Below are 14530 nucleotides of genomic sequence, written 5' to 3' on the forward strand. Positions count from 1 at the left end.
AGGCGTTTCTTCGACTAAGCGGACGGTTTGACCCGGCTTGGCGAACGACAACTACTTGGTTGGTCTGGTCGTACCTCTTGGCTCAGGTTATCACCTTTCCACTTCACCTTATGAAACCCACCCTCAAGAAATTACAGGACCAAGTTATGGTCATCACCGGCGCTTCGTCGGGTATCGGTCTGGTCACGGCCCGCCTGGCCGCTAAAGAAGGAACCCGGCTGGTGCTGGCTGCTCGCAGCGAAGACGCCCTGCGCCAGCTCGCCGATGAAATTACCGCAGCCGGCGGTGAGGCCATTTACGTGGTGGCCGACGTGAGCAACCAAGCCGACGTGAAGCACATCGCGCAGGCCGCCATCCACCGGTTCGGCGGTTTCGATACCTGGGTGAACGATGCCGGGGTGTCGATGTACGGCAAAGTCGAGCAAATGCCCGTGGATGATATGCGTAAGCTGTTCGATACCAACGTGTGGGGACTGATTTACGGCTCGCTTGAAGCCGTGCAGCACCTCAAAACGCGGGGCGGCACCCTCATCAATATCGGCAGTATCTTGTCCGAAACCACTGCCATTCTCCAAACCATCTACAGCGCCAGCAAGCACGCCGTGAAAGGCTTCACCGACGGCCTGCGCATGGAGCTGGAAATGGACGGTGCGCCCATCGCAGTGTCACTCGTGAAGCCAGCCGCCATCGACACGCCCTATCCGTTGCACGCCAAGAACTTCATGGACCGTGAGCCCCAGCACGCTCCGCCGGCCTACGCGCCCGATATCGTAGCTCGCGCCATCCTGCACTGCGCCGAAACTGGCCAACCCGAAGTGACGGTAGGTGGCGGTGGCAAGATGATAATGGCCATGAATCACTACGCCCCGCGCCTCACCGACAAGTTCATGGAAAAGGTGTTTGCTAAGCAGGAGAAGTCGAAGCGCCCGCCTCAGCCGCGCCACAAAAACGGCCTCGACCATGCCGCCGGCCAATTGGAAGAGCGCGGCAACTACCCCGGCCACACCCGCGAAACCAGTATCTACACCTCCGCCACCACCAATCCGCTAGTAACGGCGGCCGTGCTGGCGGGTGCCGGCGTGGGCTTGGCCGCGTGGCTGAACAGCCGCTCGGTGGGAAGCGCTGAAGTCAAGGCCAGCGTCAACGGGCAGCGGTAGGGTTCGCGTTATGTTGTAAAAGCGCGGTGTTTTGCAGGATTGCTCACCTATGAGCACTGCAAAACACCGCGCTTTTACGTGGCCAATCTTATTTGTATCAGCCAGTCCTAGCTGAGCGCAATCGAAGCATCCTGCTCGAATCGTTTAACAATTGGATTAGTAGTAGGATTAGAATTAAACCATGAGTAAGCAGCGCGTGTGCGACCATTAGATTTTAAGTCACCAAAAAGCCCTGTCAGCTGCAACTGACGGGGCTTTTTGGTGACTTAACTATTTGGTAGAATTAGGCTTCTACGGCAACACGCGGCGCGCCAGCTAAAATTTCCTCATTCGCAAAGTCGGCGTACTTCTTGAAATTCTCAACGAACTTCTCGGCCAGGTCGGCGGCGGTTTTGTCGTAGGCTTCCTTGTCGGCCCAGGTGTTGCGCGGGTCCAGGATTTCACTCGGGACGCCGGGCACTGCGCCGGGCACGGCCATGCCGAAGATGGGGTGCTTGGTGAATTTTACTTCATCGAGCTGGCCGTTGAGGGCGGCCGTAATCATGGCGCGGGTGTAGTTGAGCTTCATGCGGTGGCCGGTGCCGTAGCTGCCACCGGTCCAGCCAGTATTGATGAGCCAAACGTTGATGTCGGGGTTTTCGTCCATTTTCTGGCCTAGCATCTCGGCGTACTTGGTAGGGTGCAAGGGCAGAAATACGGCGCCGAAGCAGGCCGAGAACGTAGTTTGCGGCTCCACCACGCCCATTTCGGTACCGGCTACTTTGGCAGTGTAGCCCGACATAAACAGGTACATGGCGTGGCTCTTATCGAGCCTGCTGATGGGCGGAATCACCCCAAAAGCATCAGCAGTCAGGAAGAAAATGTTCTTTGGCGCGTCGGCCACGCTGGGCTCGATGGCGTTCGGAATGAAGTTAATAGGGTAGGCCGTCCGGGTGTTTTCGGTCACCGATTTGTTGGCGTAGTCCACAGTGTGGGTGCCGGGAATGAAGCGCGTATTCTCCACGATGGAGCCGAAGCGGATAGCATCCCAGATTTCAGGCTCCTTCTCGCGGCTAAGGTCGATGACCTTAGCATAGCAGCCGCCTTCGAAGTTGAAGATACCGGCATCCGGCGTCCAGCCGTGCTCGTCGTCGCCGATGAGGCCGCGGTTGGGGTCGGCGGAGAGGGTAGTTTTACCGGTGCCGGAGAGCCCAAAGAAGATGGCGGTGTCGCCGTCTTTGCCCACGTTGGCCGAGCAGTGCATGGGCAACGTGCTCATCTCGTGGGGCAGCAGGTAGTTCAGCACCCCGAAAATACCCTTTTTCATCTCGCCAGCGTAGCCCGTGCCGCCAATGAGAATCATCTTCCTGGTGAAGTTGATGATGGCGAAGTTGGGCTGGCGGGTGCCATCTACAGTCGGGTCGGCTTCAAAGCCGGGGGCGCAAATGATGCTAAAATCGGGCGTCCAGCTGGTGTCGGCGCCCTCGGCGGGGCGCAGGAACATATTGTAGCAAAACAAGTTGTGCCAGGCCTGCTCGTTCACGATGCGCAGCTTGAGCTGGTAGTCGGGGTTGGCTCCGGCGTAGGCCTCGCGCACGTATAGCTCCTTGTCGGCCAGATAAGCTACCATTTTCTGGTGCAACCGGTCAAATTTATCGGCCTCGAAGGGGATGTTGATATCACCCCACCAAACGCTGTCTTCGGTGTTGGCATCCTTTACTACGAACCGGTCTTTAGGCGAGCGGCCCGTGAACTTGCCGGTGTCTGCCATCAGCGCGCCCGTGTCGGTGAGTGTGCCTTCGCCGTTGCGCAGGGCGTGCTCGATGAGCTCAGCGGGCGTCAGGTTGAAGTGGATGGTAGCCGTTTCGCGGAAGCCAAGCGACTGCAAACGATTGTGAAAATTGACGGCAAGGTGAGAAGCTTCTTGCATGGCTATGAAAGTGTTGGGTGGGAGTTCTCGTGAGTGAGGACACAAAGGTAGAATTGCCTGGCTTGTCGGCAGTGAAACAATTCGTTTCTTTACCGGGACAAATTAAACCTAATGCTGCTCTGACCGCGCTTCTGACCTACCAAGGCCCTGGTGCAAGGCAGTGAGGGTAGGAATAATTCAACCACGTCGTAACTCCTGATGGTCATTAGGTTTGCTTTGTCTCTGCTTTTTATGTCTGTTTATGGCTACTGATATTGCTCGATACAACGGTATTTACGGCGACAGTAAGGCAAAGATTTCGCACGATTACTTGCAAAGCCAGCTCATCGTGCCCCGGCAGCGCCTCACCGACTGGGGCCTCAAGCCGCACCTGCACGAAAACCTGTTCCAGCTGTTCTTCCTCGAGGCCGGCCGCGCCTCCTTCAAGGCCACTACGCTGGTGGAGCTGCGCACGCCCTGCCTGGTTATCATCCCGGCCAATACCGTGCACGGCTTCACGTTTAGCCCGCAGGTGAAGGGCCGCACCCTCACGCTGGCCGAAGCCCTGCTCGACACCATTTTGCAGGCCACGCCGGGAGTGCTGGTCGAGCTAAACACGGTGCACATTCTGTCCGATTTCAACTCCGAAGTCAGCTTCGCCGATTTGCTGACCCTGGAACAGCAGATTCACACCGAGATTTATACCGAGCTGCCCGGCAAGCAGCTGGCTCTCAATGGTTATTTCAAGCTGCTGTTCGTGAAAATATTCCGGCTGCTGCACCATAACCGCCGTAAGGAGGAAAGCCCCAACCGTGCGCTGCACTATTTTCGCGAGTTTCAGAAAGCCATTGAGCAGGCCGCACCCTTCGAGAAGAAAATCTCGCAGTTTGCCCAGGAACTCAAGATTACCCAAGTACATTTAAACCGCATCTGTCAGGCCGTGAAGGGCAAAACGGCCCAGCAAATCGTGCAGGCCCATACCATTCGCAAGGCCCACAACTACCTGCTCTACACCTCGCTTTCGGTAGCCGAAATTGCCTACGAGCTGCAGTTTGTCGACCCTGGCTACTTCACCCGGTTTTTCCGCAAACAAACCGGCCTCTCGCCCGGCGCCTACCGCGCCAAAGCCTACCGCAACGAAGGCTCACCTAAAAGTGCTAAGTCCGAATTGCTGGAGTAAAAAAATAATTCGAACGTCACACTGCCGAAACTTTCCTAGATTTACCGTGCCCCTACTGCACTAATTGTGCACCGGGCCCGGTTTTCTCATTTGCCTTCTTATTTTCTCACCCTAACTTCTCACATGCAAACTGTCCCTGCTCATACCGAGCAACCGCTCGCCGCGGAATCCACGAGCCACCCCCGCGGGCTGTACCTGTTGTTCGCCACCGAAATGTGGGAGCGGTTCAGCTACTACGGCATGCGCGCCGTGCTCGTGCTGTTCCTCACCAAGGCCATGATGATGGACAAGGCCTTCGCGTCCAAGTTCTACGGCGGCTACACCAGCCTGATTTACCTCACCCCGCTCATCGGCGGCTTTATTGCCGACCGCTACTGGGGCAACCGGCGCTCCATTCTCACGGGCGGCATCCTGATGGCGTTGGGTCAGTTCACCCTGTTTTTCTCGGCCTCTAACTACGGTCCCGCCGAAACCCATTCGCTCAGCCACCAACTCCTGTACCTGGGCCTTGGCTTCATGATTTTGGGCAACGGCTTCTTCAAACCCAATATTTCGAGCATGGTGGGCTCGCTCTACAGCGCCACCGATAAGCGTAAGGACGCGGCCTACACCATTTTCTACATGGGCATCAATCTGGGCTCGTTCATCGGCAACACCATCACCAGCCTCCTGGGCGACACCGGTCGCGCCGGCGACTTCCGCTGGGCATTCCTGGCCTGCGGCATTGCTATGCTGCTGGGCACGGGTATTTTCCAGTGGGGCAAAACCAAGTACCTGCACACCCCCGAAGGCGTGCAGGTGGGCGAAACCCCGGCCATTTCGGGCGGCATCAAGGGCGTCTTTGCTCTGCTGCCGGTGCTGCTGGCGTTGGCATTAGGTCTTTTATGGCTTGATTCGACACCAATATCTGGATTCATTCTTTATGTCAAGCACTTATTTGGTAGCAATTCAGACACTCTGCCAGCTTGGGCAAATGCTCCGTTGCCTATCATTATAACATTGTTGGTAGTGGCTACTTTGGGTATTGTCATCTATATTCTATCTGATAAAACGTTGACGAATTCCGATAGACAGCGGGTGATGGTTATTTTCACGGTGGCCTTCTTTGTGGTGTTCTTCTGGGCGGCGTTTGAGCAGGCCCCAGCCTCGCTCACATTTTTCGCCGACGAGCAGATGGACCGCACGATCTTCGGCTACGAGTTGCCCGCTAGTATCTTCCAAAACCTGAATGCCTTCTTCGTGGTGGCCGGCGCCCCGGTGATGGCCCTGCTCTGGACGGCCCTGGGCAAGCGCGGGTCCGAACCGCCCTCCCCGGTCAAGATGGCCATCGGCTTGGCCCTGCTGGCCGTGGGCTACCTCGTGATGTGCTTCGGCGTGCACGACTTGCAGCCTGGCGTGAAGGTAAGCATGTTCTACCTGGTGGCCCTGTATTTCTTCCACTCCATCGGCGAGCTGTGCTTGTCGCCCATCGGCTTGTCGCTGGTGAATAAGCTGGCCCCCATCAAGTTTGCCTCCCTACTCATGGCCGTGTGGTTCCTGGCTAACGCCGCCGCCAACTACCTGGCTGGCTACATGAGCAGCCTCTATCCCGACCCCAAGTCCGATAAGCCCGCCCCCGTTCTGTTGGGCTTCCAAATCACCAACCTCTACGACTTCTTCCTGGTGTTCGTCGTGTCGGCCTCAGCGGCGGCGCTCATCCTCTTCATAATCAGCCGCCAGCTGACCAAGATGATGGATGCCCGCAACTATCCGGCGCCCGTAGCGCAGGGCTAGAAGCCCCAACTGTCTCTACCTCGGTCGCTTCTTGCTTAGCTGAGTAAGCAGCTTCCAATAAGATTATGGAATGAAAAGCCCCCGGCACTACGCTTGCCGGGGGCTTTTTCGTGCTCCCTGATTACTTTCCAGCGCAACCCGAATCCTGACCAACCCATCCCGATAACTCCCAACGTCATCCCGACAACTGCCAACACTATTCCGATAACTCCCAAAGGCTCTTCGGCTACTCCCAACGCCATTCCGACTGCTTCCAAAGGCTCTTCGACCACTCCCAAAGGCTTCCCGACTACTTCCAAACCCTTCCCGATACCAAACCTTTCGTCCCGACTCCTGACCTTCCGTCCGGGCTCTTGACCTTCTTGTCCCGACTCCTGACCCTCCACTCCCTGGTACTACGTCCTCACGCACAAAAAAGCCCCGCTGGCAACGCCAACGGGGCTTTTTTGTGAACGAATCAAATCGGATAAACCCGTTTTAATTCGTTACATCTGCGGTCTACATCATGCCGCCCATGCCACCCATACCGCCCATGCCACCATCGCCGTGGCTATGGCCGGATTCTTTGGGCTCGGGCTCGTCCGAAATCACGGCTTCGGTCGTCAGCAGCAGGCCCGCGATAGAAGCAGCGTTTTCCAGCGCGAGGCGGGTTACTTTGGTCGGGTCGATGATGCCAGCGGCCACCAGGTTTTCGTAACGGTCTTCGCGGGCGTTGTAGCCGTAATCGCCCTTGCCTTCTACTACTTTCTGCACCACTACCGAACCCTCGCCGCCAGCGTTGGCTACGATGGTGCGCAGGGGGGCTTCCAGCGCCGTGCGGATGATGTTTACGCCGGTGCGCTCGTCAGCGTTGATGGTATCAACAGCAGCCAACGACTCGATGGCGCGTACCAGGGCCACGCCGCCGCCGGGCACCACGCCTTCCTCAACGGCGGCGCGGGTAGCGTGCAGGGCGTCATCCACCCGGTCCTTTTTCTCTTTCATTTCCACTTCGGTGCTAGCGCCGATGTAGAGAATAGCCACACCGCCGCTCAGTTTGGCGAGGCGCTCCTGCAGTTTCTCCTTGTCGTAGTCCGACGTCGTAGTTTCCATCTGGGCCTTAATCTGGCTGATGCGGCCCGCAATGGCGTCTTTCGAGCCTTTGCCGTTGACGATGGTGGTGTTGTCTTTGTCGATGATGATTTTCTCCGCCGTACCGAGGTCTTCCAGGTTCGCGTTTTCGAGCTTGGAGCCCTGCTCTTCGCTGATAACGATACCGCCCGTGAGGGTGGCAATGTCTTCCAGCATGGCCTTGCGGCGGTCGCCGAAGCCGGGAGCCTTCACGGCCGCGATTTTCAGCGAGCCGCGCAGCTTGTTCACCACCAGCGTAGCGAGGGCTTCACCGTCCACGTCTTCCGAGATGATGACGAGGGGCTTGCCGGTTTGCAATACTTTCTCCAGCACGGGCAGCAGCTCCTTCATGGTGCTCACCTTCTTGTCGTAGATGAGAACGAAGGGCGAGTCAAACTCCACTTCCATCTTCTCCGGGTTGGTCACGAAGTAAGGGGAGAGGTAGCCGCGGTCGAACTGCATGCCTTCTACCGTTTTTACTTCGGTTTCGGTGCCACGGGCTTCTTCCACCGTGATGACACCTTCTTTGCCCACTTTGTCCATGGCATCGGCAATCATTTTGCCGATTTCCGCGTCGTTGTTGGCCGAAATCGTTCCTACCTGGGCAATTTCCGAGTTGTTCTCAATCTTCTTCGACTGCGATTTCAGGTTGGCTACCACGGCGTGCACAGCCTTGTCGATGCCGCGCTTCAAATCCATCGGGTTGGCACCGGCGGCCACGTTTTTCGAGCCAGCAGTGTAGATGGCCTGGGCCAGTACGGTAGCAGTGGTGGTGCCGTCGCCGGCCTGGTCGGCCGTTTTCGAAGCCACTTCCTTCACGAGCTGGGCGCCCATGTTTTCAATCGGGTCACGCAGCTCAATTTCCTTGGCTACGGTCACACCGTCTTTGGTGATAGAAGGCGCACCGAATTTTTTGTCGATAATGACATTGCGACCTTTCGGACCGAGGGTCACTTTCACGGCGTTTGCCAGTTTATTCACACCGGCCTGCAAGCGGGCACGGCCGTCGGTGTCGAATTGGATGTTCTTAGCCATTTCTGGGTTTCAAGTAATTGGGGGAGTGAAATAATAGAATTTTCGGTCTGCCTAAGCTAGTGGCTTAGAGCACGGCGAAAATGTCCGACTCGCGCATGATGAGCAGGTCCTCGCCGTCGACGGTGATTTCCGTGCCAGCGTATTTGCCGTACAAAACTTGGTCACCGACCTGCACCTGGGGCTTGATGATGGCGCCCGCGTCGGAGGTTTTGCCTTCGCCTACGGCCACTACTTCGCCACGCTGGGGCTTCTCCTTGGCCGTATCGGGAATGATGATGCCGGATTTGGTTTTTTCCTCGGCGGCGGCGGCGCGAACAATGACGCGGTCGGCCAGCGGTTTCATGCTAAGTGCCATTCTGTGTGTGTTTGGTTTGAATTAGGTGGAAAAACTACGTGTCCGGCCCTCTCTCATTTCCCGTGCCAGCGCCATAAACCTGACAAAATAGGCAGTATCGGGAACCAAAGCGTGGCAGAAATTTCAGGTATGAGCCGGCCAGCAGCTGGTGCGCTGCTGGAGGTGCGCCGGCAGCAAGCCCGTTGCCAACTGGAATGTTTTGAAACAAAAAAGCCGGTGGCTCCCGAAGGAACCACCGGCTTTAGCAGGTCAGTTGAGCGGAAATTACTGCTTCTGAGCAGGAGTTGCCGGAGCAGCAGGTTGGGCCGGAGCCGTAGCGGGCGCCGTGCTGCTGCCAGCAGGGGCCGGAGCACTGCCAGGGGCTGCGGCACCCGGAGCCGGTGCGCCAGGAGCAGGGGCCGGAGCCGGTAGCTTGGTTTCGAGGGCACGTTGCTGGTTCACACTACGAACGGGGCCACCGCCAGTCGAAGTCAGCATGTGCGTGCCGAGCGACAACACTACCAAACCGATGGCAAAGCCCCAGGTGAGCTTTTCGAGGAGGTCGCCGGTGCGTTTCACGCCCATCATGCTGGCCGCGCCGCCAGCGCTAAACTGGCTGGAGATTCCGCCGCCTTTCGGGTTTTGTGCCAGTACCACGAGGGCCAGCAGGAAGCACACAACGAGAATGAGGATAACGAGAGCAGTATACATGAGAGGCAGGAAAGCTGAGGAAGCGAATTACGCCGGGGGTTGCAATTGTTGGATTTGGGCCGCAAAGTACGCCAATTTTTCCGGCTGTTTCACCATGAGCTTCTCATAAATCTCAATGGCTCGGGCCGTTTTGCCCTGACGCACGAAAATGCGGGCGAGATTTTCCGACACTAAGTCGGGCTCGGCGCGGGTGCTGCGCACGCTCAAGTCGGCCTGATGGTTGGCGGCGGGTGGCAGCATGGCGGGCCGTGTGAGACGGGGTTGGCGGCGCAGGAAGTTATTAATCAAGTCCAGCGAGGAAGGTAAGACCGGGGGCGGTGGGTAGTGAGTAGCCCAGTGGTCGAGCAGCAGCGGGTCGGGCTCGAAAAAAGCGCCCGGCGGCGGCAGCGGCGCTGCCGGCGGCTGAGCCACAGAAGCCAATGCCGAAGTATCTTCCGAAGTTTCAATGCTGTCCGCCAACAAGCTCAGTAGCTGCATAGAAAAACCCAGGCGGCTGCTTTCGCCGAAACCGTAGCCTATAGTATCATCGCCGGTAAAGGCCACCGGGGTAAAAGCTGCGGGCCCTGGCGTGTTGTTTGTGCTCGTGAGGGCAATGAATTCCGGCAGTGGGTCTTTGCTACCCAGGCTCAGGGTAACGGCCGCCGCGGCCCATTCATCAACCAGGCCGGGTAACTCGTACGTTGGCACGAGCGGTGGCGGCGTCTCGGCCAAACCAAACTCAAACCGTGCTTCTCCTACCTCCACGGGCGGGCGGATAGCCGGTGCCTGAGCAGGCAAATCTCCCTCCGTTTCAGCTTCGGTCTCAAGGGTTAAAATTATTGCAGGCGCCGTATTAGCGGCGAGAATGTCAACGCCTTCCTGATCGAGAAATATGAAATTATCGGCTTCTTCTACGTTACTCACGGGCTCCGTTTCCGGCTCTATGGGTGCAGACAGCTCCTCAAATAGCGCTTCTTCCGGGGTGAGAGTACCTGCCGAAACCGGCTCGGCCAACTTATCAGGAATCTCTACCGAAGCCACAATTACCAGAACAGGCTCTGCTACGGGCGTACTCACTGGGGCTTCCACGTCGGGCATCGGCTCAACCGTTGTTAGCGGCGTGGCTTCTATAGTCGGCGGAACTACTGCCGAAACCAAGACCTCCGATTCCGCGGCTGCCAGTTCGGCAGGCGATGGTACAGCTACTATAGAAGGCGCGGGAACTGCGATTGCTACGGCCGCAACCGCCTCCGTAGCAACTGCTGTTTGCGGTAGGATTGGTTCTTCTGTGGCTGCTGGCTCGACAGCGGCCGGGGCTACCTGCTCAATGAGGCGGCGGAGCAGAGTGCGGTCGGCGGCGTAGGTGGCGGCGCGGCGCAGCCGCTGTCCGGCTAGCATGGTGCCCTGGTCGTGCGCTGCTTTGGCCAGCAGCAGGTGCGCCGTCTGGCAGTAGGGAAAGGCCTGGGCTAGCTGTTCCAACTCGCGCACTTCCGCCGGGCCGAGGGCGGTGGTGTGGTCAAGAACGTGCAGAAGCGTGGCGCGGGTCACAGAGGTAAAGGCGGCTTTGTAAGAGAAGCAGATTGAAGGAGTCAATTCCTGCTAATCTGCGCTGCGAACGAATTAACAGGGGCGCAACATTACGCTAATTTACGCAAAGCCCCCCTCATTTACCGCCCAAATCCCCTGACTTTACCTTGAGTTTTTACGATTAGTTATAGCTTTATCTCAGTCTGCGAAAGCTCAACCAGTTCGGCCGCTACCAGTTAGCTACTGACTTATTAAAAATGTCGGTAATGATTTTCGTTGTAGTCGTGCGAACCGCGTTCGGGTCACTGTTGATGGTGGCAATGTTCCGATTGCCCGGGTAGTCGTCGAAATTCTGAAAGATTTGCTCGAAGCTCTGCTTGTCGTCTTTCGTGTTGGTGAAACGGATTTTGACCTGAATAGTGAGGCGGTTGGAGCCGGCCTGGTCAAGGCCATTGACTTGTTGGACAGACGCGGGCGCAAAATCATATGCCACAATGTTGCCATCGAATTGCAAGTCGCCGTCGCGCGGGACCAGTTTGAGGTTGGTATTGCGCTGGAAGTAGTCTTTCAGGTCCTCGGTGAAGCGCTGGGTGAGGAAGGACGGCCCGGTGGGCGAGTTGTTTTGAATGGTAGAAATAGAAATGGTGCGCACGGCCGGGTCAATGTTGGTGCCATTGAACGAGTAGATGCCACAGCTGCTGAGGCCCATTAAAAGGCTAAGAGCTATTAGCGGAAAGCAAAAAGCCCTTTTACACTTGCTCCAAATCATACTGCTTCAGTTTACGGTACAAGGTGCGTTCCGAAATGCCCAAATCGTGGGCCGCGTACTTGCGCTTGTTGTTATGTTTTTTCAACGCCTTGAGTATCATTTCACGTTCCTTGACGTCCAGAGAGAGGGTTTCTTCCTCAGTTTCGTGCGGAATGTCTTCTACGGGCGCCTCGTCGTCATAGCTCGTTGGAGGCTCGGCATTGTAGGTGCTGGGCGGCGAGGGCAGGAAGTATTCGGCAGCTTGGCCGCTCTCAAACGCACCAGACGAAGGTGTATTGTTGAAGAGGTGGCTATTTTGGCGCAGTAATTCCTGGGCTTCGTGCGGGCGTTGGCCGGTGGCCATTTCCAGCACCATTTTCTTCAGGTCCGTCATGTCGCGACGCATGTCGAACAGGATTTTGTAGAGCAAATCCCGCTCGGAGTAACCGGCCGTGGCGCCCTCGGCCGCGCCGGGGCCCAGCAGCATGGGCAGGCGGCTGGCCTGGTCCTGCGGCAGGTAGGGCGCCAAGCGGCGGGCATCCAGCTCTCGCTCGGTTTCGAGCACCGATATTTGCTCTGCTATATTCTTGAGCTGGCGAATGTTGCCGGGGAACCGGAAGCGCGTCAGGGCCTGTACCGCGTCGGGCAGTAGGGTGATGGGCCGGGTCCGGTAGCGCTCAGCCGAGTCTGAGGCAAACTTGCGGAACAGCAGGTAAATATCCTCGCCGCGCTCGCGCAGGGGCGGCACCGTGATGGGCACCGTGTTGAGGCGATAGTACAGGTCCTCGCGGAAGGTGCCGGCCTGCACGCGGTCGAGCAGATTCACGTTGGTGGCGGCCACTACGCGCACATCGGTTTTCTGCACCTTGCTGCTGCCCACACGAATAAATTCGCCGTTCTCCAGCACGCGCAGCAGGCGGGCCTGGGTGCCGAGCGGCATTTCGCCGATTTCGTCCAGGAAAATAGTGCCGCCGTTGGTCACCTCGAAGTAGCCCTTGCGGGCTTCGTTGGCGCCGGTGAACGAGCCTTTCTCGTGGCCAAACAGCTCAGAGTCAATCGTGCCCTCGGGAATAGCCCCGCAGTTGATGGCAATGAACTGCCCGTGCTTGCGCGGCGACAAGGCGTGGATAATCTTAGAAAATGACTCCTTGCCCGACCCGCTTTCGCCGGTGATGAGCACCGTCATATCGGTAGGCGCGACCTGTGCAGCTACCTGAATGGCATAGTTCAGCGCGGGCGCATTGCCGATGATGCCGAACCGGAGCTTAATGGATTGAATTTCTTGGCTGGTCAAGGCTAGATGGTATTTAAAGCGAAAGGTAGAAACCGCTTATTATTCATGGCGAGCAAAAAAGTCCTCGAACTTTTTGTTTTTGCCAAATCCGCCGCTGCTTTGCAGAAACAATGTATCAGGCTCGTATTCATCAACTACTCCTAAAATCTTCCAAGGAAAGAATAGACTTCTCTCCTGGTAGAAGCGGTAATTCTTGTTTGAAATTTGGTCATTCTCAGCATCAACAAACACTCGCTCTATTTCTGCCTTATCAAGTTTGATGCGGAAGAAAGTTTCTAGCTCCAGTAGGGTCAGGCGGAGTTTTTCATCAATGAAAAGAATGCGAAAGACCATCTACACTGCGTCTCCTAATAAAGCAGCACCGGTCGTGCTGGTAGCCAGCACATCCACGTAGTCACCTTTCTTGAAGTGTTGCTTTGGAAAGATGACGACCTGGTTCTGGCTGTTGCGGCCACTCAGGTGCTCGGCCGAACGTTTCGAGGAGCCTTCTACCAGCACGCGGTGCACCTTGCCCACCATGCGAGCGTAGCGGGCCCGGGCATGCACCTGCTGCCGGTCAATCACTTCCTGCAGGCGGCGCTTTTTTACTTCCAGCGGAATATCATCTTCGAGCTTGCGGGCGGCCAGCGTACCGGGGCGCTCCGAGTAGAAGAAATTATAGCCCATGTCGTACTGCGCGAAGTCGATGAGCGTTAGCGTGTCCTGGTGCTCTTCCTCGGTTTCGGAGCAGAAGCCCGAAATCATATCAGTGGAAATAGCGCAGTCCTCGCCCAGAATGCGGCGGATGGCGCTTACCCGCTCCTCGTACCACGGCCGGTCGTAGGTGCGGTTCATGAGGGCCAACACGCGGGTATTGCCACTCTGAGCGGGCAGGTGGATGTACTTGCAAATGTTTTCGTATCGGGCCATGGTGTACAGCACCTCATCGGTGATGTCCTTGGGGTGCGAGGTAGAGAAGCGCACGCGCAGCTCGGGGCTCACAAGGGCTACTTGTTCCAGCAACTGGGCGAAGTTGACATGCTCGGTGCCATCAGCGCTGGCCCACTTGTAGCTGTCCACGTTCTGGCCCAGTAGGGTTACTTCCTTGTAGCCCTGGGCCACGAGGTCGCGGGCTTCCTGCAGGATGCTGTGGGCGTCGCGGCTGCGCTCGCGGCCGCGGGTGAAGGGCACCACGCAGAACGAGCACATGTTGTCGCAGCCCCGCATGATGCTAATGAAGGCCGAAACCCCGTTGGAATTCAGGCGCACCGGCGTGATGTCGGCGTAGGTTTCTTCGCGGCTGAGTAGCACGTTCACGCCCTTCTGCCCGCCATCCACCTGGCTGATGAGCTGTGGCAGGTCGCGGTAGGCATCGGGGCCAACCACGAGGTCCACGATTTTCTCTTCCTCCAGAAACTTGCTTTTCAGGCGCTCGGCCATGCAGCCCAGCACGCCCACCAGCATGCCCGGCCGGCGCTTTTTGTGCGAGTTAATTTGCTTCAGGCGCATGCGCACCGTTTGCTCGGCCTTCTCGCGGATAGAGCAGGTATTGAGCAACACCAGGTCGGCGTTGGCTAGGTCGTCAGTTGTATCAAACCCCTCATCGAACAAGATGCTCGACACAATTTCGGAGTCCGAGAAGTTCATCTGGCAGCCGTAGCTTTCGATGTAGAGCTTGCGTTGCCGACCGGTGCGAGTGGCCGCGCTCACGCGCACCTCACCGCTCGGAGTAGCCTCGGGGGTGGGAGTGGCTTTGTCTAAAAAATCAAGGGTTAACAGGGCTTGAGGCATAATAGAAGCGCGTTTCGGCGGAGT

The 14530-nt window shown here is 57.4% G+C and carries 13 protein-coding genes; 4 read left to right on the plus strand and 9 right to left on the minus strand.

The window, feature by feature from the left end; translation table 11 throughout:
* Nucleotides 1–110 precede the first annotated feature (110 nt).
* Nucleotides 111–1157 carry an SDR family oxidoreductase gene (locus WX88_RS00215; protein WP_046242320.1) on the plus strand — a complete coding sequence of 349 codons (1047 nt, stop codon included), beginning with the start codon at nt 111–113 and terminating at the stop codon, nt 1155–1157.
* 283 nt (nt 1158–1440) lie between these two features.
* On the opposite strand, the gene pckA is transcribed toward WX88_RS00215, so the two are convergent.
* A complete protein-coding gene (pckA, locus tag WX88_RS00220) occupies nt 1441–3066 on the minus strand; it encodes a phosphoenolpyruvate carboxykinase (ATP) (protein ID WP_046242321.1) in 1626 nt (541 codons plus the stop codon).
* 241 nt (nt 3067–3307) lie between these two features.
* Here pckA and WX88_RS00225 point away from each other — a divergent pair, with 241 nt between their 5' ends.
* From WX88_RS00225 to WX88_RS29780, 3 genes are all read left to right on the plus strand, one after another.
* The gene (locus tag WX88_RS00225) at nt 3308–4225 is read left to right on the plus strand and encodes an AraC family transcriptional regulator (RefSeq protein ID WP_046242322.1); all 918 of its coding nucleotides are present in this window, start codon (nt 3308–3310) and stop codon (nt 4223–4225) included.
* A gap of 123 nt (nt 4226–4348) precedes the next feature.
* The gene (locus tag WX88_RS00230; protein ID WP_046242323.1) at nt 4349–5998 is read left to right on the plus strand and encodes a peptide MFS transporter; all 1650 of its coding nucleotides are present in this window, start codon (nt 4349–4351) and stop codon (nt 5996–5998) included.
* Between the two features lie 93 nt (nt 5999–6091).
* Complete coding sequence (locus WX88_RS29780; protein WP_156175860.1) at nt 6092–6355, plus strand: hypothetical protein; 264 nt, start codon at nt 6092–6094, stop codon at nt 6353–6355.
* Nucleotides 6356–6496: 141 nt separating this feature from the next.
* Here the strand turns inward: WX88_RS29780 and groL are convergent, their stop codons facing one another.
* The 8 genes from groL to miaB all read right to left on the minus strand — a co-directional run bounded on the left by groL (nt 6497) and on the right by miaB (nt 14506).
* The gene (gene groL / locus WX88_RS00240; RefSeq protein ID WP_046242325.1) at nt 6497–8143 is read right to left on the minus strand and encodes a chaperonin GroEL; all 1647 of its coding nucleotides are present in this window, start codon (nt 8141–8143) and stop codon (nt 6497–6499) included.
* 64 nt (nt 8144–8207) lie between these two features.
* On the minus strand, nt 8208–8498 hold the full coding sequence (gene groES, locus WX88_RS00245) for a co-chaperone GroES (RefSeq protein WP_046242326.1): 291 nt from the start codon (nt 8496–8498) through the stop codon (nt 8208–8210).
* A 264-nt stretch (nt 8499–8762) separates the two neighbouring features.
* A complete protein-coding gene (gene secG, locus WX88_RS00250) occupies nt 8763–9188 on the minus strand; it encodes a preprotein translocase subunit SecG (RefSeq protein WP_046242327.1) in 426 nt (141 codons plus the stop codon).
* 27 nt (nt 9189–9215) lie between these two features.
* On the minus strand, nt 9216–10760 hold the full coding sequence (locus WX88_RS27010; protein ID WP_156175861.1) for a hypothetical protein: 1545 nt from the start codon (nt 10758–10760) through the stop codon (nt 9216–9218).
* Nucleotides 10761–10923: 163 nt separating this feature from the next.
* A complete protein-coding gene (locus tag WX88_RS00260; protein ID WP_046242328.1) occupies nt 10924–11403 on the minus strand; it encodes an LptE family protein in 480 nt (159 codons plus the stop codon).
* A gap of 40 nt (nt 11404–11443) precedes the next feature.
* Entirely contained in the window at nt 11444–12736 is a 1293-nt protein-coding gene (locus WX88_RS00265; RefSeq protein WP_046242329.1) for a sigma-54 interaction domain-containing protein, read from the minus strand.
* A 39-nt stretch (nt 12737–12775) separates the two neighbouring features.
* Nucleotides 12776–13069: a hypothetical protein gene (locus WX88_RS00270; RefSeq protein ID WP_046242330.1), complete on the minus strand. Its 294-nt coding sequence runs from the start codon at nt 13067–13069 to the stop codon at nt 12776–12778.
* A complete protein-coding gene (gene miaB / locus WX88_RS00275; RefSeq protein ID WP_046242331.1) occupies nt 13070–14506 on the minus strand; it encodes a tRNA (N6-isopentenyl adenosine(37)-C2)-methylthiotransferase MiaB in 1437 nt (478 codons plus the stop codon).
* Nucleotides 14507–14530: the final 24 nt, after the last annotated feature.

It is taken from the genome of Hymenobacter terrenus, assembly GCF_000972495.1.
Classification (GTDB): Bacteria; Bacteroidota; Bacteroidia; order Cytophagales; family Hymenobacteraceae; genus Hymenobacter; species Hymenobacter terrenus.